Below are 24,387 nucleotides of genomic sequence, written 5' to 3' on the forward strand. Positions count from 1 at the left end.
GCTTAAAGACAACGTGTTGTTTTTACAACCGTCAGTTGAGTTTAAAACGTTAATTTCACGACATTTTCAATAAATGTGTCGGATTAAAAGCATGATGTAGGATTGTGTTGGGAGGAGGCTTGGGCATGAATGAAGTCAAGCTTGACCGAAAAAAACGGTATACCCGGATGGTGCTTCAAGACAGCCTTATTGAGCTGATGAGAGAAAAGCCGATCAATAAAATTACGATAAAGGAATTATGTGAACGGGCAGATATTAACCGGACCACCTTCTACGCGCATTATTCAGATCAATATGATCTGCTTCGCAAGATTGAGGCCGAAACTCTATCCTGGGCGAAGGAAATGATTTCCGGATTCAAGCACAAGACTGACAAGCAGGAAGCCTTGCAGCTTCTGGAGGAAATCTTTCATTACTTTGTTCAGAACAGCAATTACCTTCAGGTATTAATGAGTGAACAAGGCGACCTAGAATTCCAGAAGCAGTTGTTCACGCTTATTTACCAGCATTCCGGCATTAATCCATATGCTGAGCCTGATGGAACGATGGATACGAAGGAATCCTACTTTATATTCATTGTGAACGGAAGCGTCGGACTTATACAGCATTGGCTAAAGTACGGCCATAATAAATCCGCAAGAGAAATGGCGGAGATTATCTATACGATGGCCTTTCAATATGTTCTAGACTGAATCTGTCTATTTAGCGTAAAGCTCGAACTGGGCAACACGCAAAAATGAGGCTGTCCCAATGTCCTAAGCGGACTGGGGCAACCTCATTTATGAGGGCCCGATTGCTCTTCCCTCTTCTCCCTCTATTCATTACGACTCACACGGAAGCCTTGATCGGGCCCAAATCCGTTTGCTTCAAATTTACCCCGATAAGACAGCTCGCTGCTGCCAACGTCGCCAATCCAGCCCCCGCCCCTGACTACCCGAAAACCGCCAGGATTGTCCGAAGCGTCTACATACCAGTCCCAGCACCACTCTCTTACATTGCCCGACATATCGTAGAGTCCCAATTCATTGGGCTTCTTGCCCCCGACCGGTTGGGTCTGACTCCGGTTATTTTCAATCGCAGGCCAGTTCCAGTCTCCGGTTAAATATTCTTCCCCGACGTTTCTCCAATACCAGGCCACTTCATCCGCCTGATTGCTGCCGCTGTACTTGTAGCTCTTGCTCAGCTGGCCGCCGCTTGCGGCATATTCCCATTCCGCTTCTGTCGGCAACCGGTAACCGTTAGCTCCTTCATTTATCGTTACGGTCCACTTTACGGAATCGTTCTCGCTCTTGTTATTAGGATCTTTTGTATACTTGTCTATATTATAATGGGGCTCCAAGCCCTCCAGCAGGCTCCTTTTATTGCAGTACTCCACCACATCGTACCAACTGACTCCTTCAACCGGCAAATTGTCGCCAATAAATCGGGAGGGATTGGTTCCCATAATCTCTACCCACTCTTTTTGGGTCACCTCATATTTTCCGATATAGAAGCCTGATAGAACTGCATCTCCTCCATGGTAGTTGGACTTTGTGTTCACGAAAGCACCTCCCTTGATGAATACCAAGCCATCCTCCTTCTCGGCCCCTCCCTGCGAGCAAGCACTGACAACAAGCATTAATTCTATTAGCAGGAAAATGATCAGCTTTCTCATGGATAGGTCTCCTTTGGGAAAATAGAATTATTATATTTCAACAGTTATGTAGAAGCTGTGGCTTAAAGCATTAAGGCCGCCGGCAATGGAGACCGAACGGCCTCTGTATTCAAGGATCAATCGTTTACCACACCGTTACGTTGGAACTCCCGCTGCTTTGATATCCTTCTGTCGCCAACACCTGGTAAGACCAGCTGCTGCCCAGGTTCATGCCTTTACTTTTCCAAGCGTTGACATGGTTGCTGAAAGTGATAGCTACATTGCTGCCCGTTGCCCGCTTCGACTGACGGACGCTCCAATATTGCTGAAAGGTCTGGGTACCGTCGATGGAAGGAGCATTGTAGCGCATCGTAGTGTAGATGTCATAGGTGCCGCCGTCACTGGTCACGGTGCCCTTATGCGTTCCGGTAGGCCGATACGTGCCCCAGCTGTCAACAACGTAGTATTCGATGAGTGAATTTCTTGTCCATCCGTAGAGCGTCAAGTACCCGTTCCCGGAAGGCGCCCAGACGCCGGCATTATAATTGATCGTCCGATTAGGCGATCCCGTGCCCCAGCCTTTGCCTACAACAAAGTTTCCGGTGTTACTCCATGTGACACTGTAATTACCGCCTGATCCATTGACCGCATTGACGGTTCCGCCGCCGTCGGTCCAGTTTTGCCAGTAGTCCGTTGCTGCATTTGAGGTTGCTCCAAACAAGCCAAAACTCATTGAAGCTACAAGGCATAAGGTCAAAAGTTTCTTATTGAACCCGAACATGAACACTACCTCCTCAAATCGTATTATTGGATTACAATTGATTCACCTGCGCAAAACTACGGTTACCTTCTTTTCCGGCATTGCTCTTATCCCGGAGCATATCCACACCACATCTTACTATCACCTCCTTTATTAGAAAATTATAGAAGGTAAGCGCATACATTACACTTTGCAAATTAAAGGTTCTATCTTCTATTTTTTACATTTTTAATAGAAAAGAGTTAAAAAAGCGCACCCTCCAGCCAAAGGCTGAAGAGTACGCTTAATTTTACGGCTCTATATTAGGAACTTGATCAAGGCAAGCTTACGCCGCGGGAGCTAACGTACAAGGAATACCATTCATCACGGCTCAATTCTATGTTTTCCGCTTCCGCACAAGCTTGAATCCGGGAAGGGTCGGTCGTTCCGATGACCGGCTGGATCGCAGCCGGATGCTTCATCAGCCATGCAAGCACAATCGCCTCCCGTGAGGTCTGCTTCTCTTCGGCAAGCCGTTCTACGAGCGAAGCGGTGCCTTTCACATTATCACTTGCGTCCTGCAGACTAGCCCCGGAGTACAAGCCCTTTGCCAACGAACCCCATGCCTGCAGCTGAATGTTCTCCATCTGGCAGTATTCCAGTGTCCCTTCTGGGAAAATGTTGTTTCTAGCGGCATCCTGGTTCACATGAATCCCCGTTTCCAGCCAACCGATTTTATTCAGACTCAGCTCCAATTGGTTCACGACCAACTTCTCGCTCAATTGGCTTTGCAATAATCGAATCTGACCTGCGCTCATATTAGATACCCCGAAATAACGGGCTTTACCTGATGCTTTCAGTTGATGAAAGGCTTCTGCCACTTCACGTGCATCCATGAGCGCATCCGGGCGATGCAAGAGCAGAACATCCAGGTAGTCAATGCCGAGTCTGGACAGAATGCCGTCCACGCTCTCCAAGATATACTCCTTCGAAAAATCATAACGCGCCGGAATACCCTTTGCTTCATCCGGAAAGCGAATCCCCAATTTCGATTGAATGATCATTCTTTCTCTCAGGGCCGGATTCTGCTGCAGCACTTGACCAAAGACGGTCTCTGCTTTTCCGAACGCGTAAATATCAGCATGGTCAAACATATGGATTCCACGATCCAAGGCGGTCTCCACCGCTTCCTGAGCCTGCTTCACATGAGCAGATTCAATCGGATCCCGGGTCCATCCTCCACCTAGCCCCATACATCCCAAAATAAGCCGGCTTGCTTCCAAACCGTGATTATGAATTGGCAATACTGTCATCTCTCAAGCACATCCTCTGTTATATAATGTATTGTTGAATCGCGCCGTTCTCGTCCATAAAGTTGATGACTGACCGATTATTCTTGAGGTCTACGAATAAGGTACACTGCGAAGCGCCCTTCTCCCAAGAGAGTCGAACTTCATCTGCAGCAGTGTTCAGCACTCGAAACTCTCCGTTAAACGCCTCATACTCATTGCGGAACTTGATCAGCTTCAGCAGTCTTTGAACCACTGCCTGATCCATAGATCGTTCGATTTCCTCAAGGGTAAAGTTATGACGGTTAATTTCGCGCCCCTCACCGGTCTTCGCAACCCCCTCAAGATCGTTCTCTCCTGCCAACAGTCCGACATAGTAAACCTGCGGTACACCCGGCGTAAAGAACTGCAAGGCCCGGGCCGCTAAATAGGCATCATCATCGGAATTGAGCACCGAGTAATAAGAGCATCTGATTTGATGAACGTCGAATCCATCCTCAGCTTTATGCTCATCCGATAATATCAGGCTGAGATTTGCTCCTCTTTCCAGGCAAGTGTCCACGATTTGTCTTGCTTCTGTGGTATCGATCAAATCGTCCAGATCCGGCTTGAGCGGAATGCCATCGTGGCAGTCCAGCATCGTGAATTGTTTATGCGGACGGTTCTTCAGATAGTGCTTCAAAGACTCGCCGGATTTTGTAAGAAGCGTCTCCAATATGCGATAAGGTAAAATAAAGTCATAAATCCAAAAACCGTGCTCCGCCAGTTTATATTGAATCTCGTATTGTGAATGGACCTCAGGCAGTAACTCGATGTCCATGGAATCTGCAAGCTCTTTGATCCAGTCGAGAAATGCATAGATTTCCGGCTCTACGAAAAAACAGCTCGTCCCCATCTTTTTAATGACATAACCGACAGCATCAAGACGCACGATCTTCACGCCATGCTGTTTGAAATGCATGAAAAAATCGGTAAACAGTTGTTTGACCTTGGGAGAGTTCACATCCAAATCGATCTGCTCGGAGGGATCGGTCTTTCCGAAGGTGGTCCACACCGCTTCTTCTGCTCCGGTCTCTTGGATCGTAAACGTCGAATATGGCTTTGGTCTGCGCAGGAACATTTTTTCAATATGCTCTTGCACCGGCTTTCCGTCTTCCCAAATCTTATCCAGCGTGATAAACAAATCCGCATGCTCGGATTCGCGTCCTTTGTTCAGAAAATCCTGAAAATATTGTGACTTCTGCGAAATATGATTCACCATGATATCGACCAATACATCAAAATCCTCGCCGATCGCCTTCATATCCTCCCAAGTTCCAAAGGAAGGGTCGATCTCCAGATACGTCAGCGGAGCGAAACCGCGGTCTCCCGAAGATGGGAACGGCGGAAGGATATGAACTCCGCCCTTGAAGACATCAACAAGCTGCGTGGAAAGAATGCTATGAAGCGTCTTTAGGTCACCTCCCAACGAATCCGGATACGTGATCAGCTGGACTTGATTTTTAACTGCCACATACACTCCTCCTATAAGCCATATATCTCTTTTATGGCTTCCAATTTCGGCAAATCTACAATAGCTCCGGTATATTTCAGCTTATAGGCACTCACCGCGAACCCGCACGACAAGGCTTCTCTGATTGTATAGCCTTTTACTGTTGCTGCGTAAAATCCCGACCAAAAGGCATCTCCCGCCCCCGTCGTATCCGCTACCTCTGTGGCCAGAGAGCTAAAGCGGAAAGTCTCTACACCGTTGGACACAAGTGCGCCGTCCTTGCCCAAGGTTAGAATGACGAGCTTTGCTCCAAGCTCCAAAAACATTTCTATATATTGCTCATGCGTATGCGCTCCGAACAGTCTTTCCGCATCATCCTCGGACGGCTTCACGATGTCCACCTTTCCGATCACAGACTTCACGTACTCGATTCCATCCTCTCCGGCTTCCCAGAGCATCGGATGATAATTAGGATCGAAGCAGACTAGCAAACCATTCATTTTGGCCTTGGAAATGATCTTTTCTATTGTCTCTCTCGCCGGATTTCTAGAAAGCGGCCAGCAGGAAAAGTGGACGATTTTGGAATTCATCAGCTTCTCCTCAAGCTTCTCGGTGTAAGACAAGCGATAATCCGCCCCGCGATAAAAAACGGGAGTTGGAGTGGATTGACTTTTGGTAACGACAACCATACTTGTGGGGCCTTCCGCCGACCTCTGAATGTACCCGGTATCTATTCCAGCCGATTTCAATTCATGGATCAGGAAATTTCCCAAGCCGTCTTCACCTACTACGGAAGCAACTACTGCGTGAACTCCTAGTTTGTGCGCATTCATCGCGATATTGGATGGAGAACCTCCAAAAAATTGTCGGTATGTGCGGCAAGTAAAGTCGTCGTTGTAATCCTCTGAGATCATGTCGATAAGAATTTCTCCTGCCATGAGCAAATCGTTGCCGCTTTTTTTAAGCTCAATATTCTGATCGAATTTAAGCATGTCAAACCTCCTGCATCCGATTATTGAGCCCATATTCTTGTTGAAGTCGATACTTCTTGATTCGGATGCTTCAGCGCCTCTTCCATCTTCAAGGCAATGTAAGTGTCTTGCAGGGCTTCTTTTAAAGAATAAAACTCCTTGTCCGTAGTCAAATATTCACCCATCAGGTCCATACAAGTAGCGACTGCTATTTCGTCATCGTTCAATCGAGCGTTCGTATAAGGATTTCTGTAAACGAACTCTTCACCCAGCATGATTCCGTAGTGAGCCCATTCCTGATTACTGTATCTTCCCAAGTCAATCCGGTTGAGTTCTTGCGTCACCGGCACATTGGCTGAAGTCAGATATCTGATGCTCAAATCATCGATTTCACCTCTGCCCCCTTGCACAGTCAACTGGCGTGTGCGGATAAAGGAGTGATATTGAGCCGGATCGGAGAAATCAAAGAAGGCAACCTTCCCATTTTCAAATTCCAAAGTTAAACGATCTCTTGTACAGGAAAAAACCTCCCCGTCAAAGGCCATGCCTTCCCGGCCGTAAGTTTCGGTCACCTCAAACGAGTATCTCTTTCCGATCAAGGTGCAATTTCCGTAACCTGCATTCAAAGCCTTTCTGATGATGCTTACACCGTGATATCCATGCAGTGACGAAATATTGATATTGCTGACCTCGCCCAGCTTGCCGTCCTGAATCACCTTCAGCCAAGCAGAATACAGGGGTTGAACAAAATATTGCTCCGCAATTTGCACCTTGGCATGGTATTGAACCGCTTGTTCCCAAAGCTCTTCCAGAGCTTCAATCGTTTCCCCCGGAGGAGTCTCGCACAATACCGGGATTCCCCTCTTAAACAGCTCGATTAAATAATCCGAGACGATTCCTCTTTTGATGGACAACACCACATAATCAAGCTGATTATTCAGCAATTCTTCAAGCGACTGAACAACGTTTACTCCGAATTTTGCAGCAAACGCTTCTCCCTTTTCCCGATCCCGAATAACCACTCCGGCTAACTCAAACTTCTCCGGCAGGGCTTTCGCGATGCGGATGTAAAACTCGGCTCTCCAGCCTGATCCTATGAGTCCAAATCTGATTTTGCTCATCCTCATTCTCCTCTGTATGATTTACCCTTTAATCCCGCCGGTAGTTAATCCGGCAATGATCTTCTGCTGGAACATCAGAACCAAGATGATAAGCGGGACTGTTACAACAATTGACGCAGCGGCCATGTCGCCCCATGGAAGCTCATAATTACTTGGGAACAATGCGATTCCGACCGGCACGGTTCTCATGCTGTCATCCGTCATAAAAGTCAAACTATAAATATATTCATTCCAGGAATTGATGAAGACCAACAGACCGACAGAGAAGGTAGCCGGTTTAATGAGCGGCAGCATAATCTTGAAGAAGGTCTGCAGTCTGGAGCATCCGTCGATCGTTGCCGCTTCCTCGAAGCCCTTCGGTAATTGACCAAAGAAGTTCGTCAGCAGCCAGATGGAGAAGGGCAATGCGAATGTGGTATAAGGAATGACCAAGCCCGCATACGTATTCAACAAATTCATGTTTTTCAAGATTAAAAACAAGGGGCTTACCGTAGAAATCGTCGGAAACATGGAAATCGCCAAAATGGACAGCAGGACGACTTTCTTCCCTTTAAAGTGCAGTCTGGCCAGCGCATAGGATGCAGAAGCCCCGATCAGAATGCTCACGACCGTCGTAACCGAAGCAACAATCGCACTATTCAATAAATATCTTGCGAACGGATGCTTCTGAAATACATTGAAGTAATAGTCAACGTTAATCTTGCTAGGTATCCATTTCGCAGGTATCGCTGATATTTCTGCGAGAGGCTTGATCGAGGTTAGAAATTGCCATATATAAGGCAATAAAATAAAAGCCAAAAACAGTAATACAAGCACGTATAGTAAACTCGCCTTTAGGGTTCTTGTGACTTTCATATCCATGGATGTCCCTCCTCTCCGAACCTATGAAGCTAGGTCTTTTCCGATTGATTTCATGTAAATTAGGCTGATGCCGAAGACGAATAAGAAGATAAGAACCGATACCGCCGAGCCATAACCGAAATTCAGGAATTTCATTAAATGCGCATAGGCGTACAAAGATACACTTTCTGATCCGTTCGCACCGCCCGTCATGACAGATACCAAATCGAATACCCGGAACGCATCAATGGTTCTGAACAACAGGGCAACCAGCACGGTGCTTCTCACCATCGGCAATGTAATTTTTACAAATGCCTGGAATGAATTCGCTCCATCAATTTTTGCGGATTCATACAAATCACCTGGGATCATCTGCAGACCTGCCAAGATTAATAGCGCCATAAACGGAGCCGTCTTCCAGACATCTGCAATCACCAGTGCCATGAATGTACCGCCTTCTGTTGCTAACCAAGCTTTATATCCGTCGATCAATCCAAGACGGTAAAGCACATCATTAAACAAACCGTATTGGTCGTTATATATAAATTTCCACATCAGGGCCGAAACCGTAGTAGGAATGGCCCATGGGATCAGAATCGCCGCTCTCACTAAACCTCTGCCTTTAAAGGTTTTATTCATAATCAACGCCGCTGCAAAACCAACGATCAGTTCCAATACCACGGTCGCTATCGTGAATTTGAAGGTAAATACAATCGAAGCTCCTGCCCGTGCATCCCGAAAGATATCCGTATAATTTTTCAACCCTACAAACGGGTATCCCGAGCCAGGGTCAGTTAACACCATTTCATGAAGACTCAACCAAAATGTCCTTAGGATCGGATATACCGCAATGACCAATAAAACGACTAATGCAGGGAGCATCATCAGCCAGGCATCTCTGGTTTCCCTTCTCTGCAAGCTCTTCATCCCTTGACCACTCCATTCTGATAACATGGACTGCAATATGAATTGATCTCCACTCAATTATATTGCAGTCCATGTCCTCTCCAATTTCTTTACTTGTTCAATGCTTCAATATCGCTTTGAATGGTATCCAGAGCTGTCTTGATATCGATGTTTTCAGCCAATGCAGCGTGGATATTTCGTTGAATCGAATCCGACACTCTTGCATATTGAGGAGACATCGGTCTGGCCTTCCCGTTCATGATAATGTCATAGAAATCCGCATAGAATGGGTTCGCTTCAAGTACCTCAGCATCTTGATAGACCGATTTCAGAACCGGTGGCTGAGCTGCAATCAAATTCATTTTCTTCTGAACGCTTTCGCTGGACAGATACTTGATGAAATCGACAGCCGCCTCTTTATGGGCATCATCAATCGCATTGTTGATTACCAAATTCAGACCGCCAAGCGTGGAATGAGATTCTGTTCCTTTAGGACCGACAGGCAGTGAGGTGACACCCACTTTGTCCTTGACTTTGGAGCCTTCCTTGTTCGCTTGACTCCAGAATCCGGACCAATCACGAATAAACAAGGCTTTTCCGTCCAAAAATACTTGCTCGCTTTCCGGCTCGTTGTAAGTTGTTACCCCTTCAGGAGCATAGTTCTTAACCAGGTCCAGCATAATCTGAGTCGCCTCGATGTTATTTTCAGAGTTTACCACCGGATTTCCGTCTGCATCCAAAATCTCTCCGCCGTTGTTCGCGACATATTCAACCCAGTTACATACCAGCGCTTCAGAAAGTGCAGCCTGGAACACGCTTGTGTATTGAACATCGTTTACACCTTGCACTTGGCTCTGAAGATCCATCCAGCCTTGATAAGTCGTTGGAGGCTCTACGCCCAATTGCTCAAGGACGTCTTTCCGGTAGAAGAGAGCGCTTGCATTTGTAAACCAAGGAAATGCAACAAGCTTCTCATTATAGGTTGCAGTTTCAATCGTTCCAGGTAAGTACAGGTCCTGCGTAGCTTGATCAAAATACTGGGTCAGATCCGTCAACCAGCCGGCTGAGGCAAACTCTGCTACATATACAACATCCAGAGCCATAACATCTACGCTTGTATCGCCCGAGGCCAATTTATTCACAAAGTCATCGTGAACTACATTCGCATCCTGCGGCAGAATTTTCGATTCAACAATATATTTTTCTTGGCTTGCATTGTATTCATCAATAAGTGTCTGAGCCGGTTGCCCGATTCCCTGATCGAAGGAAAAAGTAATGGTCACCGGTTCATCTGTGTCCGGTGCTTCTGCGCCCGGTTTGGCCGAATTCCCTCCGCAAGCAGTTAGCGATAACACCAGGGAAGCTGCAATCAATGGCATCCAAATTTTTTTAGCTTTAAACAGTTTCATACAAAGAAACCCCCATCTAAGTTATTGGCTAAATCTCAACGTGCAAAAAACAAATAGAGAACGCTTTCTAAATTGCCATTAGAGTTAAAGTCTTAGATGTTTATCAATAAATTATACAGGAAAACCTTTTCCCAAACTCCCAAAAAAATAATTTCAATCCTAATTTCTTGCTCTACCTCCTTTATATACTTCTTTTTTGAGAATCTCACTTTAGGAAAACCTTTTCCTAAAGTGAGTATAACGCCGTAATAAAATAAATGCAATATACCTTTTAAATTTTTTTTACACTAATTCTTCTGATGATTTTGTGGGGGATAAATTGAGTCATTGGCACGCTTTGCTCTTGTATCAGCTTGAACAGCGTCTTGATTGCTCTAAGCCCTTCATCAAAATAAGAAATACGGACGGTTGTCAATTCAGGACTGAAATACCTCCCGAACTCCAGATCATCAAATCCCATAATGGAAATATCCGCGGGAACCGAAACCTTCGAAGTTTTCAGAAACCGAATGGCACCGATCGCCATAGCATCATTACACACCATAACGGCCGTAGGCAATACACTATTCTCTTCGTAAATTTTTCGCATGCATTCATAGCCGGATTCGAAAGAAAAATCCCCATGTTCAATGTATGAATCCAGGACTTCAATCTTTTGCTCCTCCAGGGCCTGCTTATACCCCTTTAACCGCTTTTGTCCGGAAGAATAGTCATTCTCCGGTCCCCCGATCAGAGCGATTCTTTGATGTCCGTTCTCAATCAAGAAAGAAACAGCATCATACAGCGCTTTCACATTATCATGAATGACGGTATGAATAACCTCTTCCCCATTCGAAGCCTCCTGCGTAACAAGAACGATAGGATACCTCATACTTTTCATTTCTTCTACCAAGGCAGAATTAACATCAACACCGGCAAATAAAACTCCATCTACTTTTTTATCCGCCAATACCCCCAGCAACTCGACTTCCTTCTCTTGGTGCCCCCCCGATTCACACACCATTAGCGTGTAACCCTTCTGCTGGCAAAAGCTGTTTATCCCTCGAGTTAAAGCCCCAAATACCGGGTTAGAGATATCCGGAACAATGATTCCAATAATGTTAGTTCTCTTCATGATCAAACCTCTGGCCAGGGAATTGGGCTTGAAGTTTCTTTTTTCAATTACATCATTTACTCTCTTCTTCAGCTCCGGGCTTACCGCCTTTGAATTGTTAATCACTCTTGATACAGTTGCAACCGAGACCCGGGCTTCTTTTGCAATATCTTCAATCGTAACAGACATGACACCACTCCTAGAAACTCTCTTATCGATTCTCAAATAGATGGTCCAAATACATGCTAATCCTCATTCTGACAAAATATGAACCTGAAATCAACATATATTCTACTGAACGTTATAAGAACAGGCGCCGACGGGCTTTAACCTTTTCCGTATACTCTAATTAAAAGCTTCGCCCAAGCAATTCTGCTTGGGCGAAGCGAACCTCTTGTCAGGGTTCGGCATTGATTATTTTTCTTTCCTCTACAGAGCCCCCGTCGGCGTCCACCAGTTGCCGGAAGCGACGATCATGCTGAGCAGACGGATCGAGTTGCCGTAATAATAATTCCATTCCAAGGCCGTTGGGTTGGAGGCATTCGTATGATAATCCCATAGGTCGTTAACCCATTGCTGATTGTTGCTGGAGATCATTGCACTAACCATCAATGGAGCGGTAAAGTCCATGCCGCCGTCCCACGGACTAAGCTTTGTCTGTCCATCCAGCGAATATCCTGACCAGACCTCCCACGGTTCATCATGCTTGGCAGTGATGAATTGATTCAGTACCGTTAACTGCTGCTTCGCTCTGTTGTTGCCGGTTACCAAGTAATCCGTCCCGATTCGCCACGGTGTTCGGCAGGAATTATAATTATAATCTCCATCAAATTCTGACTCCAGAAAATACCCGTTCGGGGTGTTCCAGGTAAATTGTGAGACAGGCTTGTATTTCCCGTTCGAGTCGCGATATACGAAATCCGGAAGCAGTCCGGTCGAAGGGCTGTAGCTGGCATATACGTCTTCAATGATATTGTAAGTCGTATCTATCACGAGCAACCAGCGTGCATCGCCCGTTGCCTGATAGAATTCCTTCATATGCTGCAGCATGAAGTCCGAAGGACGTGTCGCGTTGCGGTAATCCGGATTGGTCCCCGAGATTTGCACCCAGTCGCCCAACTGCAAATGATAATGAACCGGGTGAACCTCGCTGTTCATAATTGCATTGATCACTTTAATGGCTTCCGCACGGTAGTTAATAGTTCCATCGCTTCCCCATTGCTTGTCGGCTAGCAGCAGCGAGTAGGCGATATCCATATCACCGTCAATGGCTGAGTTCGTTCCATTAATATCTACGATACTGCCGTTGCGGTTGGCCTGCTGCCAAGCCATCAGGTCTGGGTTCTGTGAGCTCGGATGAGCCCGGAAATAACGATACATCCCGTCAAACAAAGTCTTCGCTTGTGAATCATGTCCGCCCATCAAGGCGGTAATCATCATGCCATAGCCATGGGCTTCGGACACGGTGATCGCATCTCCGTTCCAGCCCCCATCGTTGTACCACACATAGTATTGGTTGCTGTTATACGGATTTTGTTTGATATACTTCATCTTATATTCGTTATAGAGTAGCTTGACCTCAGCGTCCATTTGCGTCTGCGTGACATGATTCGGCTTAATCGTACCTGCCGTATACGTCACATGCTGCGGAAAGGGGCGTAACTCTGTGCTTGTGGTTGTCGCCGCGGAACCGATGCCTGCTGATCCCGGAAACAATCCAGCCAACAACGCCGCAAGCACGACCACTGTTACTCCAAAATGCCGTCTCTTCCCATGGCGAAATCCCATAATGATCATCACTGCCTCTCATATTGGATTATTGTTCCTTCTCCTAAATGTTTAAGCGCTTTAACTTTTAAGCTAAAAAACAGCTTCCCCTCCTCCTTCCTAAGTAGAATTACTGCCTGATATATGAAAAAAAAATCTAGATGTCATCAACCAATAATTTCCTTTAATCACTATAATTGTAGTAGCTCACTAGAGGTTCTGTCAACGAAAATTAAAGCGCTTTAACATAATTAGGTCTGACGTATCATTTCTCTTTATTAAGGCGGATGTACGAAAAAAGAGCCTGCTGTAAAACAGCAAACCCTGTTACCGTCCAGGATTATCTGGGTGCGGTTGTCTCCCGAATAACCAGCTCCGGATCGATCTGTATCGTCACTTGCTCCTTGCCCCGCTCTTTAATTGCCGCAAGCAACAAATCAACTCCCAGCTTCCCGATTTTATCTGCCGGCTGCCGAATGGTTGTCAGCATCGGGCGGAACTCCGACGCCAGCACCTGATCGTCAAACCCGATGATGGATACACAGCCAGGGATGGAAATCCCTTCGTTCAAGCAAGCATTCATCACTCCGATAGCGATATAATCATCCGCCGCGAAGATGGCCGAAGGCAGTCTGCCCTCCTTGATCCACTTCATCGCGATCTGATATCCCGAGGGAATCTCAAAGGCTCCCCGCTCCACCCGTTGCGGCACCAATCCCGAATCGGCAAGCGCCGCCAGATAGCCTCGTTCCCGCTCACGGCTGCTTAAAAAATGCTCAGGACCGGCAATATGAGCGATCTCCGTATGTCCAAGCCCGATCAGATGCTTGGTTGCCTCGTATCCTCCCTTGAAGTTATCGACGATGATGGAATTCACAGCGTGATTATGATTCGAATTGTCGATCATGACGAACGGAATATTTTTTTTCATCAAATCATGAATATACGCTTCCTCATCCGCCGGAGATAGAGACAACAGGATAACCCCATCCACCCGATCCTCTGCAAACAATGGACGGTGGACTCGATCCGCATAGCTTCTAGAAACCGAAAGGGCCAAATAATAGCCGCACTCCATCAGCCTTTCATTCATCTCGTTCACGACAGCATCAAAGAAGGAATCATCCAGCGTCGTGAGGGTCAGTCCAATAATCCCCGTCTTGCCTCTCGCCAAACTCCTGGCTGCAGCATTCGGATGATAATCGAGCTCCTTCATCGCCTGCAGCACCTTCTCCTTGTTCTTTTGCCGAACAGAAGAGGAATTATTCAGCACTCTTGAAACGGTAACTACCGATAGGCCCGATTTTTGGGCTACATCAAAGATACTGACCTTCATCATCTGGTCCCCCGAAATCATCTATTTATCTAGGAATACCATATTTTAGCTGATTATTCAATTTTGAAAGCAAGATATGCTCCAGCATATCCTTTATCCCTGTCTATCACCCGACTCCGCCCACTCTCTGACTCTGCGGACGCTCTCTTCCTCCGATAAATCCTCCACCCGGGTCATAACGGACCATCTTACGCCGCAAGGGTCTAAAATGCTCCCGTATCGGTCGCCTGACACAAAGTTCGCAATCGGCTCCCTGACCTTTGCGCCCTGTGCCACTGCATGTTCAAATACCTGATCCACATCGGCAACGTAAATGCCTAGAGAATAGCATGCATGGTCCTCATCCGGCGGCAAGGCCAATTTATAGCCCGGATTCGCGGCTCCCAACTGCAGCAACCCGTTGCCAAAGTCCAATTCCGCATGAGCAATGAACGTGCTGCCGTTCTCATCCTTAAATTCGGTTATATCCTTCACTCTTGCATTGAACACGGCTTGATAGAATTCGATGGCTTTCGAAGGATTATCCACGACGATAAACGGCGTGATGGATGTGAATCCGTTCGGCGTTCCATTCTTCGTATAGTTACCTGACACTCCCTTATACTGCTTGTGCTCCGTCATTAAAATTCCTCCTTGATTATAGTGATATTTGTCCTTAATCATAAAACAGCTTCACTGACAGAGCCTGTCAGTGAAGCAGTAGTTATTATTGGTAATGCTCTATTAAATCCGAAGCAATGGCAACAAGCTTACTCCTTATGCTTTGCGGTTCAACCACCTGAATAGCCTTTCCGTAAGAGAGAAGGAAGTAAGGGACATAGGCTTGAAGCGCTCCTTCATCAATTAAAAAGACAGCTCGTTGCGGCGTCCGCTCCGTCAGATAATGGCCTAAAAACCAATGGATGCATAAATCGTCCAGAGCTTCTGACCTGCCTTCAATAACCAGCGATACTAATCCTTCCTTCCCTTCCACACCCGGCAGAAGATTTTGCATAAAAAATTCTTTCGCAGAGAAATCCGCCGGGCGCGCAAACCTCATTTGCGTCCGCTCGATCCGAACAATCCGCTCCGCTCGAAAACTCCTGATTCCGCTCCGAAGACGGCAGAATCCAACCACATACCATTTATTGTTCCAAAATAACATGCCATACGGATCAATAATTCTTGTCTTGGCCTGTGCCTCATGACTGGTATGGTATTCAATTTCTACGGCAGCTTCATTGGCTATAGCCTGCTCCAGTTCCTCCAAGGTCAGCTTCACCGACGGGGCGATATCCCGATGGATCACTTCAAAACCAGCCAAGTGGCGATTGAGGGTGCTTTCCTGCTCCTGGTTTGCATACCTCTTCAATTTTTGAGTTGCCTGGTTAAGCGACTCGCTGAATGGATACCCCGCTTCGTTGGCAAATACGGCAGCATGAAGCAGTGCCTTCTGTTCCTCCAAGTCGAACAATAAGGGGGCATGGATAAACTTGTTCAGCAAGCTGTATCCCCCGTTCTGTCCCGCATCGGATACAATCGGAACTCCGCTGGCGCAGAGCGAATCCATATAGCGATACACAGTGCGAATATTAATCTCTAGTTTTTCAGCTATTTGCTTTGCCGTTATTTTTGCTCCAGAATGAAGCATCCACAAAATCGCCAGCATATTGTCGTTCTTTGCCAATAGTCACCCTCCCCCATCATTCCATTACGAGATTCGCGACAGAAACCGATGTTCATATAAATAGTCTTAGTGCTGATAGAGCCGTCATGGAAATGATCAGAAGCCTGAAAAATTTCTCATTAATTTTTTTGATGACAAAGAGTCCCAAAACCGCTCCTGCCGCGATGACCGGCAACATCACCGCCGTTAACGTGAAGGAATGCAGCCCGATATTATGCCATGCAAAAATCTGAACGGGAAGCTTGATAAAATTGATAATGAAGAAGAACCACGCATTCGTCCCCATGAAATGATTTTTCTGTAACCCGAGGGCCAGCAAGTAGACGCTGAAAATCGGGCCGGCAGCATTTCCGATCATGGTGGCGAATCCGCTTAAAATTCCCGCTGTGATATAGAACCATGTGCCGGTGGGCACTTTAAAGTTCTTCCCCTTCTTTTCCGCGTACACTAAAATGCCCAGACAGAATAAAACAATAGTTCCGATCAAGATGATAAATACCTGATCACTGATCATATTCCCGACAACGGCGCCGGCTAACATACCAATTAAAGCCCAAGGCAGAGGCGCAAATACGTTCTTCCAATTCACGCTCTTGCGGTAGGACCAGACAGCGATTACGTCTCCGACCAACAGCATCGGGAGCAAAATTCCCGTTGAGTCCTTTCCGCCGAAGAAGCTCGCAAGAACCGGGATCACGAGCATGGTTACGCCGCCAATCCCTGTCTTGGAGAAGCCTACTAAGAACGCGGCAATAATCACTACTATCAATTGAACCTGATTCAAGTCTAATAGCGCCAGAAAATTAAAATTACTCATAAGAAGATCCATTACTTTGCTGCTAATCCTCCCTGCCGCCTTCGTATAATATTGGGCTTTGTAGGATTAATCGTACAAACAGCTTCCAAAACTTGGAGAATGCGATGATTTGTACGAAAAAACATACAATCGCCCTCGTTAATCCTTCAGATAAGCCTATTTTATACGAATAATCGTATAAAGCCCCCAGTATATCGTCAGATGAATGATTTTTGTACGAAATTTCGTATAAAAGAGAGATTCATAATTTCCATCAAAAGCTCAAGATCTGTTTCATCAATCAAGCCGAAGCAGGTTATAGATCGCTTTATAAATATATGATATTCATGATGGAGAGTTCGGGGGTGATGGAAAGGACTCTCTACAATGTTTCGGTATTCAGGGTAAAGCCTTCGATCACCGCATCTTCGTCTACCTCAATCAGGATGCATCGTCTCCCTTGGTAATTAACCTGTCTCACATACTTTAAATCTTGCGGGCTTACGGAAATGGTCGCTACCTTCGTATCAATCTTGATGGATTTGGAAGTGAACTTCGGGACAACACTGCTTGCCTTAATCTCATAGTTCTTGTTATCGACAATCGTCTCAAAGGCGCGCTCCACCTTCTCAACTGTCACGTTATCTACTCCGCTTGAAGTCAACACGCGCTCCACATCTCTGTAGTCCAACCTTGCAGGTTCATCCTCCTCCTGGGTCTCAACCACCTGATGAATCTCCTCGTATACTTGGGCAATGACGGCTGCGTCCAGCTGCTCCCCTGCCACTTCCTTCACGATCTCCTCGAAAATAGCCCGTTCCTCCAAAGCCGTCACCGTCTTCTCCGCGTTCAACACTTCCTCAATGAAGTGCTGGTCCGGGAAATGGACTTTGCCTGAACAGTACAGAATCCGATTCACGTCCGAATACCCTTCCGTCACACTAGGATAGAAGAAGCCCTGCTGTGGAGCACTGAGCTTAATAATCGGATCGACGATCACATTATACTTGTATTCCCGTTCAACGTAATCGAACATCAGCGTCTTCTTCTGCTGCTCCGTGGAATTGATGCTGCACAGAATGAAGGGATTGGCGAACATCTCATCGCTTTCACTCACTTCCGATTCTTCGCTTCTGGCCTTTGTCGGCTGATAATATTGACCACGAATAAATGTCACCACGGTATCCCGCTCAAACTTGGTGTCCGCCATCATTTTGTCCACGAGACCCAGCATCAGCTCAGTCCATTCGTCCGCATCCCCAGTCACCAGACCTTGGTGAAGCATCGTTTTCGTCGGCATCTCCGCTTCCTCATGGAGCTTCAGCTCGAACAGCTTCTGATCGATCTCCCCGGACAACAGCTTCTTAAAATTGCTCATATAAAGCTCCTGCTTCTCCCGGTCCAGCAGCTCGAAGGGATGCCGCTCAAAATGATAGATTTCATTGGTTTCTTTCATAATATAGGCATTCAGAATGTCGTAGATATGAAGTCTCTCGTGATCCAGCTTAAACTGCTTGCGAATATACGCGATTTCTTTTTTCTGCATAACCCAGTTCAACAACTCCCCAGTAGTAATAGAACTTATTTTACATCATTTTCGATATAAAAAAACGAAGAAAAATCAGGCGTGCATGCCTGATTTTCGCTCGTCCTCTATTAAATCTTACAATCCCGCTACATCGTAAATTCGAATTTTTCTGTAATGCTGATTACCTTGCCACCCTTGACTTCCACAAAAAAGGGCACCCGTTGAGCCGGCGGTGAGTCAGAGTAAGCATCGCTTAAATGCCGAATGAACTCCTCTTTATTTGACGTAGTGTATAATCTGTCACCGTCTTCATCGGTAACGAACTGAAGATTAAAGTCGACAAAAGTGTAGGCTGTATGATTAGTAAGTTCAAAGGTTCGTTTCTCTGTGCCTGCATTATAAACATAGTATCCGCTCGGCAGATCGGCGTTTGGATCCAATCCAAGCGCTTCGATTCGCGCTGCATCTTCCGTTGTAATGATTTCAACCTCATCAAGATGGACAAGGTTATCTTCGATGACCATATAGCCTGTTATTAATTTTGGCACAGAGCTATCAGGGTTTGCCAACAGTCCGATGCCGACGGCTGCTGCAACAATAGCGGAGACTGCAATCACCCATAACCGCGGCTTTTTATAGTTCAGTACGTTTTTTATTCTCCCTTTAACATTCCCCTCACCAAAAGCAATCGGACTTCCATTCAGGATATGCCGGCCGGCTGCAAGCGATAGTAACGAGTTTGCATAAGGTTTTTTTACATCCTTGCCCATTTCCTTCAGCACTCTTTCGTCACAAGACAGCTCCATGTCCGTACTCATCAGCATAAACGCAATCCACACCAGCGGATTGAACCAATGGATGGTCAATATTAAAAAGGCTGCTAGCTTAATGATCGGGTCTTTTCGACGAATATGGGTCTGTTCGTGCAGCAAAATATAGGCTCTGTCCTCATCGTTTAGGCCTGTCGGCAAGTAGATCCGCGGACGAATCAAGCCTAATACAAAGGGTGTTTTCAAATTCCTGGACTTATAGATATTCCGCTCCATGAGCTGGGCGTCTTTAAGCTGTCTTTTTAAGCTTAGAATAGATAGAAAGCTATATCCAAGCCATGCAATAACACCAGCAATCCAGATGTAAGCACCTATATCCAGATATAGCTGCCATGGATTCACACTTGCCCCCGAGGCCGGTGCGGAAAGGGAGCTGCGAACAAAGGCATCCACCGCTTCGATTCCATTTTGGAGCTGAGGACTTTGCTGACCGGCGATATCAACTGGGATCGGTACATTGCTCGTACTCCATGGCAAGAAGCTAAACACACTCTCAAAGGAGAAGGGCAGCACAAGACGAATAGCGGCCACGCTCCATAAGGCATAGGAGATGACTTTCGGAGCCCTTTTGAGCAATAGCCTGACGAGTATCACAAAAATGATAACATAGCTTGCCGTAAAGCTCATGTTCAGCACGGAAAGGAACAATCCGCTCATGACTCTCCCTCCTCGTGCTCATCGATCAACTTTTTCAGTTCTTCAGCCTGGCGTTTGCTTAATCTCTTATTACCAATAAAAGCAGTTAGAAATTTAGGCAAGGAGCCTCCAAACGTATCCTCAACGAAACGTACACTTTGCTTGGCGTAATACTCATCCTTTGTCATTCGAGAGGAAACTACCGCATCTTCATTTTGAAAAATGCCCTTCTCACACATTTTTTTTAGCACCGTATAGGTTGTGGACTTCTTCCATGCCATCTTTTTTTCACAGAGCTTGACGAGTTCACCGGAGCCGATCGGCTCGTTCTGCCAAATAATCTCGGCAAACTGTTCCTCGCTTTCCGTGAGTCTGGACTCATTCATAATAATCCCCCCTGGTCTATAAGTTATCGACCTCATATTATAGGTCTACACCTTATAGACCAAAATGTCAATATCTAGCACGGAATAGTCACTTGGGTATACATAAAAGCCGCCTTTCAAAAAGTGAAGGCGGCTTAACTACTTAATGTCTTGACACTAGAGAATCCTTAGATGGAGCCTTGTCAACCTCCCCAACCAGATGTACTATCTAACATCTACTAAATATTTCTATGGAGGAGACGTATTCATGCAAAAATTCGGACCAGAATGGTTGAAGCCAGCTTTTAATCAAAGGTTTAATGACTTAGCAAAACAAGCAGGGATGCAGCCAGAGATTGATCAATTGCAAAGCAGACATCGGGAACTTGAGAATTTGCTGAAAAGCGAGTTATCGCAAGCCCAGTATGAACTATATCTTGAGTTGGAAGAGATCGTTAACTATCGAAGTACACTCATTAAGCAACGGTTATACTTCGCTGGACTAAAGGATGGGGTTCAGTTGTTGAGAGAATTATTATAATCCGTTAATAGGCAATTTGAATAAAGATCGTTTTGATAATGGATATTTCTTATCAATGCGATCTTTATCTCGTAGTTGAGTTTCATTAAGGGCGGACTACCCAATTCTCTCTCTGTGGATTGTTATTCTTTATCATTAACTTCATCATATTCATTCTCAACAAGTTTGATCAACTCTGAAGGCGTAATGTCAAGAGACTTCGACAAAGCAAATATCGTCGTCAGCGTCGGTTGATAAATACCCCTTTCCAGCATTGAAATGTATGTCCGGTCAAGGTCACTCCTAAAGGAAAGTTCCTCTTGGGACATCCTTTTGGCACTCCTTAAGGACTTAAGAACTTTGGAGAATGAGAATTCTAAAGTCATAAATACGCCTCCTCAAAAGAAATATCATGACTTAGTATGATGAACAATTCCACGTAGTATACTCTACAAAAAAGGTTTATTTTCGGAAAAATTTATAGTAGTATTGAACTACAAATAGTTCTAACGACACATTCCGACACCAATGGACAGTATATTTTCGCACAAGACTATGAAATGGATATCTGAAAATTTGGGTTAGAAGTGAGGTGTTTCCAATGCCAGATCATACCAGTGAGCAAGATATTATTAATATATTGAAGATGCTTGACGAATCTCCTAGTTCTCGGATACGTGAAGGAACTGAGTCATTTTCATTTCCTACTCAAAGCGCAGGTGCAAATGTTGGGGCTGCTGATGGGTTTATTAAGGTTGAACAAGGCAAGATATCAGTTGGAAATCCTAGCGATGGGGGGAGATTCCCAACCATTCAAGCCATTCATCCGATCAAGCTGTTTGTAAACAGTAAACAGATCGATAAAGTGACGAAGGTTACTTCTGAAAGCGAAATTAGCTGGGAGATTGATGAAGAGCCTTTATTCGAGATAACGATATCGGATGACAAAGTAGAAGCATATTTAACGATTAACCGGACAAAAAGACATGCTTGGATGTTAACAGACAAGTCTCCTTCCTTGAATGTGATGTTGACTGCTAAGGAAGATTTAACGATCGTCTTGGAAACGTTGAGTTTACAGGATATTATTACGGCTGTTGAAAATATGCAGATCAAAATGAATGTTGATGTTGTGGCGATTCACACCGAAATTCACAGACCTTCTTTTCGTCCTGTTACTATTGCAAGAGGCCAATCGCCTGTTCCAGGTCAAGATGCGCAGCTTAATCTATTTTTCTCAGAAAATATTGAGAACTTCTTTACTGAGGTAAAGGGCTCTATCGACTTCAAAAATCATATGAACATTCCTTCCGTCAAGAAAGGCGATGTTATAGCCAAGAAAGTATCGCCTGTTCAAGGGCAAGCGGGGTATGACGTATTCGGAAACGTATTGTTACCTGAACCCGTCCAGGACATTCATATTTTAGGGAAGGATACTGTTGAGATAACACCTGATTCCAAAGTCATTGCACTTAAAGAAGGACGACCTAGAGTTACAGGAAATAAGGTCAAGTACTTTGATATCAACACAGCATATATCGTACCTGGAAATGTAAATTTGGAGACAGGAAATATCGTGTTTTCCGGGGATGTTATCGTGTATGGCGATGTCATGGACAACATGATCATTGAGTCTCTTGGAAACATCTATGTGTCTGGCAGTGTTTTTAATTCAACATTAACAGCAACCGGGAGTATAGCAGTCAAGGGAAACGTGATCGGAAGCCGTCTATATTCGGGATATTTCGGAATGCTATACAACCGACTCTATAACAGTTCTAAACAATTGATTGAATTACTTGAAAAAATGATAGAAAGTGCGCAGTTATTGCTACATGAGTTGGCCAAGAAAAACATACAAGTAAGATATGGACAAGTCTTAGTCTTGATTACGGAAAATAAATACCAGCAAGTTATGGATGTTGTGAAAGAATTACTCGGCGTCATAACTAGTATTCAATCTTATAATAAAAATGATTTAGATCAATTGAAGAATGATTTGGAGTTATTTTTGCAACCCGCAAAAATGATTGAGGTCATGACTGAGCCGAGGATGGAAGATTTCTTGCGTATTCTGAAAGAAGCTTATATGAGGGTTGCATTAAGCCAGGAAACAAGCGTACAAATTGCCATCGATCAGGGACAAACATCCATTCTTAAGTCGAATGGAGATATTCTTATTCGTAAAGAAGGGTTAATCCAATGTGATCTCTACTCAGCCGGAAACATCATCTTCTTCTCGGAGGACTCCGTATGTCGTGGTTCCAAACTTGAGGCGGGAGATACCATCTCAGCAATGTATGTTGGAGGGACATCTGGAGTAGGGACAAGTCTTAAAGCCGCAAAGAAAGTCATTGTGAAGAAAATGTTCGAAGGAAAGGTCATTGTGGATCGGTATAGTGTGGATATCTTTGAACCAGTTGAAGAAAAGACATTTGATCGCAATAACATCAGACAAATGTCATAAGAAAGCAGGTGTTTCCTATCGATAACACATGGTTTATTGGCAGAAGATTGAACACCAATATCTATTCAGTACACGGCATTGAGATTTGGGCAGAAGATACCGAGTTGGTCACCGAAGTCATCGTTGATGAAGCGATATCAGAAGCTCAGTCGATTTATGAAAAGATACACAATAATTCCACCAAGCTTTCAAATCAGGTTATCCATCATTTCGTAATACCGAAAATTCAAGAATTATGTTTCAACAACAACAATCTTTCGAATGTAATCATAGAATTAAGCAAGAAGGATCATTATACCTTTCGACATTGTATCGGTGTTGCAGTCATTTCCTTCTTAATAGGTAAATGGCTGGGACTGAATGAAGAGGAACTGAATGATCTCTCCATTGCGGGTTTACTTCATGACCTTGGAAAGACAAGGATTCCTGATTCGATCTTGAAAAAAGCAGGCAAGCTTAGTGCGGAAGAGTTCGCTGAAATGAAGCGTCATACTCAATGGGGATATGAAATGGTTAAAAATCTTCCCGGTTTAACGGAACAACAAGCTTTGGTCGCACTTCAGCATCATGAACGGGAAGATGGCAGCGGCTATCCTTTCGGTATCTACGGTGATAAGATCACGTATTTTAGCAAAATCGTAGCGGTTGCCGATGTGTTTCATACGATGATTTCGGAACGGGTGTATAAGAAGCCCGTTTCCTTATACCAAGTGTTTCAAGAAATTTATCAACGCGCTTTCGGATTATTTGACCCGTTAATTGTTCAATGCTTTATTACCAACATCATGACCAGAATGATTGGTGACTCGGTTCTCCTGTCAGATGGTCGCGTAGCTCGCATCATTAAGCTCCATCCAGATGACTTGATTAATCCACTGGTCGAGTACCAGGGTCAATATTATGATCTTCGGCAGTCTAAAAATAAAATCCTGGGCTTTGCCAGTAACCACTAGCTTAATTAACAATCAAAAGAGCTCACGTTT

General features: G+C 45.1%; 23 protein-coding genes. 4 read left to right on the plus strand and 19 right to left on the minus strand.

Features of this window, described 5'->3' with window-relative positions; translation table 11 throughout:
- The first annotated feature begins 125 nt into the window (after nucleotides 1-125).
- Nucleotides 126-692, plus strand: a complete 567-nt coding sequence (locus KI362_RS14295) for a TetR/AcrR family transcriptional regulator (RefSeq protein WP_044477259.1) — start codon at nucleotides 126-128, stop codon at nucleotides 690-692.
- 122 nt (nucleotides 693-814) lie between these two features.
- Here KI362_RS14295 and KI362_RS14300 read toward each other — a convergent pair whose 3' ends face one another.
- The 18 genes from KI362_RS14300 to KI362_RS14385 form a co-directional block, all read right to left on the minus strand.
- Complete coding sequence (locus KI362_RS14300; RefSeq protein ID WP_301627961.1) at nucleotides 815-1,654, minus strand: formylglycine-generating enzyme family protein; 840 nt, start codon at nucleotides 1,652-1,654, stop codon at nucleotides 815-817.
- Between the two features lie 124 nt (nucleotides 1,655-1,778).
- Nucleotides 1,779-2,414, minus strand: coding sequence for a glycoside hydrolase family 11 protein (locus KI362_RS14305; RefSeq protein WP_301627963.1), 636 nt, complete (start codon nucleotides 2,412-2,414; stop codon nucleotides 1,779-1,781).
- 293 nt (nucleotides 2,415-2,707) lie between these two features.
- On the minus strand, nucleotides 2,708-3,685 hold the full coding sequence (locus KI362_RS14310) for an aldo/keto reductase (RefSeq protein WP_301627964.1): 978 nt from the start codon (nucleotides 3,683-3,685) through the stop codon (nucleotides 2,708-2,710).
- 19 nt (nucleotides 3,686-3,704) lie between these two features.
- Nucleotides 3,705-5,174 carry a sucrose phosphorylase gene (gene gtfA, locus KI362_RS14315; RefSeq protein WP_301627966.1) on the minus strand — a complete coding sequence of 490 codons (1,470 nt, stop codon included), beginning with the start codon at nucleotides 5,172-5,174 and terminating at the stop codon, nucleotides 3,705-3,707.
- Nucleotides 5,175-5,185: 11 nt separating this feature from the next.
- Nucleotides 5,186-6,145 (minus strand): carbohydrate kinase family protein, encoded by a 960-nt coding sequence (locus tag KI362_RS14320; protein WP_301627968.1) that lies wholly within the window; start codon nucleotides 6,143-6,145, stop codon nucleotides 5,186-5,188.
- A gap of 20 nt (nucleotides 6,146-6,165) precedes the next feature.
- Nucleotides 6,166-7,245, minus strand: a complete 1,080-nt coding sequence (locus tag KI362_RS14325) for a Gfo/Idh/MocA family protein (protein ID WP_301627970.1) — start codon at nucleotides 7,243-7,245, stop codon at nucleotides 6,166-6,168.
- 21 nt (nucleotides 7,246-7,266) lie between these two features.
- Nucleotides 7,267-8,106 carry a carbohydrate ABC transporter permease gene (locus tag KI362_RS14330; protein ID WP_249412910.1) on the minus strand — a complete coding sequence of 280 codons (840 nt, stop codon included), beginning with the start codon at nucleotides 8,104-8,106 and terminating at the stop codon, nucleotides 7,267-7,269.
- Nucleotides 8,107-8,127: 21 nt separating this feature from the next.
- Nucleotides 8,128-9,012 (minus strand): carbohydrate ABC transporter permease, encoded by an 885-nt coding sequence (locus KI362_RS14335; protein ID WP_301627973.1) that lies wholly within the window; start codon nucleotides 9,010-9,012, stop codon nucleotides 8,128-8,130.
- 89 nt (nucleotides 9,013-9,101) lie between these two features.
- Nucleotides 9,102-10,400, minus strand: coding sequence for an ABC transporter substrate-binding protein (locus KI362_RS14340; protein ID WP_212938871.1), 1,299 nt, complete (start codon nucleotides 10,398-10,400; stop codon nucleotides 9,102-9,104).
- Nucleotides 10,401-10,671: 271 nt separating this feature from the next.
- Entirely contained in the window at nucleotides 10,672-11,682 is a 1,011-nt protein-coding gene (locus tag KI362_RS14345) for a LacI family DNA-binding transcriptional regulator (RefSeq protein WP_212938872.1), read from the minus strand.
- A gap of 240 nt (nucleotides 11,683-11,922) precedes the next feature.
- Entirely contained in the window at nucleotides 11,923-13,290 is a 1,368-nt protein-coding gene (locus KI362_RS14350) for a glycosyl hydrolase family 8 (RefSeq protein ID WP_301627976.1), read from the minus strand.
- Nucleotides 13,291-13,600: 310 nt separating this feature from the next.
- Complete coding sequence (locus KI362_RS14355; RefSeq protein ID WP_301627977.1) at nucleotides 13,601-14,596, minus strand: LacI family DNA-binding transcriptional regulator; 996 nt, start codon at nucleotides 14,594-14,596, stop codon at nucleotides 13,601-13,603.
- A gap of 93 nt (nucleotides 14,597-14,689) precedes the next feature.
- A complete protein-coding gene (locus KI362_RS14360; protein ID WP_301627979.1) occupies nucleotides 14,690-15,217 on the minus strand; it encodes a VOC family protein in 528 nt (175 codons plus the stop codon).
- Between the two features lie 85 nt (nucleotides 15,218-15,302).
- Nucleotides 15,303-16,262 (minus strand): helix-turn-helix transcriptional regulator, encoded by a 960-nt coding sequence (locus KI362_RS14365; RefSeq protein WP_301627981.1) that lies wholly within the window; start codon nucleotides 16,260-16,262, stop codon nucleotides 15,303-15,305.
- 52 nt (nucleotides 16,263-16,314) lie between these two features.
- Nucleotides 16,315-17,079, minus strand: coding sequence for a sulfite exporter TauE/SafE family protein (locus tag KI362_RS14370; RefSeq protein ID WP_301627982.1), 765 nt, complete (start codon nucleotides 17,077-17,079; stop codon nucleotides 16,315-16,317).
- Nucleotides 17,080-17,440: 361 nt separating this feature from the next.
- A complete protein-coding gene (locus KI362_RS14375; RefSeq protein WP_301628184.1) occupies nucleotides 17,441-18,604 on the minus strand; it encodes a DUF4317 domain-containing protein in 1,164 nt (387 codons plus the stop codon).
- Nucleotides 18,605-18,732: 128 nt separating this feature from the next.
- Nucleotides 18,733-20,073: a M56 family metallopeptidase gene (locus tag KI362_RS14380; protein WP_301627983.1), complete on the minus strand. Its 1,341-nt coding sequence runs from the start codon at nucleotides 20,071-20,073 to the stop codon at nucleotides 18,733-18,735.
- Nucleotides 20,070-20,438 (minus strand): BlaI/MecI/CopY family transcriptional regulator, encoded by a 369-nt coding sequence (locus tag KI362_RS14385; protein WP_301627984.1) that lies wholly within the window; start codon nucleotides 20,436-20,438, stop codon nucleotides 20,070-20,072. Before KI362_RS14385 ends, KI362_RS14380 begins: the two co-directional genes overlap by 4 nt.
- 247 nt (nucleotides 20,439-20,685) lie before the next feature.
- Between KI362_RS14385 and KI362_RS14390 the strand changes: the two genes are divergently transcribed.
- Nucleotides 20,686-20,958, plus strand: a complete 273-nt coding sequence (locus tag KI362_RS14390) for a hypothetical protein (protein ID WP_301627986.1) — start codon at nucleotides 20,686-20,688, stop codon at nucleotides 20,956-20,958.
- A gap of 122 nt (nucleotides 20,959-21,080) precedes the next feature.
- Here KI362_RS14390 and KI362_RS14395 read toward each other — a convergent pair whose 3' ends face one another.
- Nucleotides 21,081-21,266, minus strand: coding sequence for a helix-turn-helix domain-containing protein (locus tag KI362_RS14395; protein ID WP_306432840.1), 186 nt, complete (start codon nucleotides 21,264-21,266; stop codon nucleotides 21,081-21,083).
- Nucleotides 21,267-21,538: 272 nt separating this feature from the next.
- On the opposite strand from KI362_RS14395, the gene KI362_RS14400 reads away from it, so the two are divergent.
- Nucleotides 21,539-23,404 carry a DUF342 domain-containing protein gene (locus tag KI362_RS14400; RefSeq protein ID WP_301627989.1) on the plus strand — a complete coding sequence of 622 codons (1,866 nt, stop codon included), beginning with the start codon at nucleotides 21,539-21,541 and terminating at the stop codon, nucleotides 23,402-23,404.
- 47 nt (nucleotides 23,405-23,451) lie between these two features.
- On the plus strand, nucleotides 23,452-24,357 hold the full coding sequence (locus KI362_RS14405; RefSeq protein WP_301627993.1) for an HD-GYP domain-containing protein: 906 nt from the start codon (nucleotides 23,452-23,454) through the stop codon (nucleotides 24,355-24,357).
- The last annotated feature ends 30 nt before the right edge of the window (nucleotides 24,358-24,387 follow it).

This window comes from Paenibacillus apis (genome assembly GCF_018333295.1).
Taxonomy (GTDB): Bacteria; Bacillota; Bacilli; order Paenibacillales; family Paenibacillaceae; genus Fontibacillus; species Fontibacillus antibioticophila.

Excerpts from the sequence above, each read along its gene's own strand:
- KI362_RS14295 (WP_044477259.1), top strand. The coding sequence starts at position 126 with ATGAATGAAGTCAAGCTTGACCGAAAAAAACGGTATACCCGGATGGTG.
- KI362_RS14300 (WP_301627961.1), bottom strand. The coding sequence starts at position 1,654 with ATGAGAAAGCTGATCATTTTCCTGCTAATAGAATTAATGCTTGTTGTC.
- KI362_RS14305 (WP_301627963.1), bottom strand. The coding sequence starts at position 2,414 with ATGTTCGGGTTCAATAAGAAACTTTTGACCTTATGCCTTGTAGCTTCA.
- KI362_RS14310 (WP_301627964.1), bottom strand. The coding sequence starts at position 3,685 with ATGACAGTATTGCCAATTCATAATCACGGTTTGGAAGCAAGCCGGCTT.
- KI362_RS14320 (WP_301627968.1), bottom strand. The coding sequence starts at position 6,145 with ATGCTTAAATTCGATCAGAATATTGAGCTTAAAAAAAGCGGCAACGAT.
- KI362_RS14325 (WP_301627970.1), bottom strand. The coding sequence starts at position 7,245 with ATGAGCAAAATCAGATTTGGACTCATAGGATCAGGCTGGAGAGCCGAG.
- KI362_RS14330 (WP_249412910.1), bottom strand. The coding sequence starts at position 8,106 with ATGGATATGAAAGTCACAAGAACCCTAAAGGCGAGTTTACTATACGTG.
- KI362_RS14335 (WP_301627973.1), bottom strand. The coding sequence starts at position 9,012 with ATGAAGAGCTTGCAGAGAAGGGAAACCAGAGATGCCTGGCTGATGATG.
- KI362_RS14340 (WP_212938871.1), bottom strand. The coding sequence starts at position 10,400 with ATGAAACTGTTTAAAGCTAAAAAAATTTGGATGCCATTGATTGCAGCT.
- KI362_RS14345 (WP_212938872.1), bottom strand. The coding sequence starts at position 11,682 with ATGTCTGTTACGATTGAAGATATTGCAAAAGAAGCCCGGGTCTCGGTT.
- KI362_RS14350 (WP_301627976.1), bottom strand. The coding sequence starts at position 13,290 with ATGATCATTATGGGATTTCGCCATGGGAAGAGACGGCATTTTGGAGTA.
- KI362_RS14355 (WP_301627977.1), bottom strand. The coding sequence starts at position 14,596 with ATGAAGGTCAGTATCTTTGATGTAGCCCAAAAATCGGGCCTATCGGTA.
- KI362_RS14360 (WP_301627979.1), bottom strand. The coding sequence starts at position 15,217 with ATGACGGAGCACAAGCAGTATAAGGGAGTGTCAGGTAACTATACGAAG.
- KI362_RS14370 (WP_301627982.1), bottom strand. The coding sequence starts at position 17,079 with ATGAGTAATTTTAATTTTCTGGCGCTATTAGACTTGAATCAGGTTCAA.
- KI362_RS14375 (WP_301628184.1), bottom strand. The coding sequence starts at position 18,604 with ATGCAGAAAAAAGAAATCGCGTATATTCGCAAGCAGTTTAAGCTGGAT.
- KI362_RS14380 (WP_301627983.1), bottom strand. The coding sequence starts at position 20,073 with ATGAGCGGATTGTTCCTTTCCGTGCTGAACATGAGCTTTACGGCAAGC.
- KI362_RS14385 (WP_301627984.1), bottom strand. The coding sequence starts at position 20,438 with ATGAATGAGTCCAGACTCACGGAAAGCGAGGAACAGTTTGCCGAGATT.
- KI362_RS14390 (WP_301627986.1), top strand. The coding sequence starts at position 20,686 with ATGCAAAAATTCGGACCAGAATGGTTGAAGCCAGCTTTTAATCAAAGG.
- KI362_RS14395 (WP_306432840.1), bottom strand. The coding sequence starts at position 21,266 with ATGTCCCAAGAGGAACTTTCCTTTAGGAGTGACCTTGACCGGACATAC.
- KI362_RS14400 (WP_301627989.1), top strand. The coding sequence starts at position 21,539 with ATGCCAGATCATACCAGTGAGCAAGATATTATTAATATATTGAAGATG.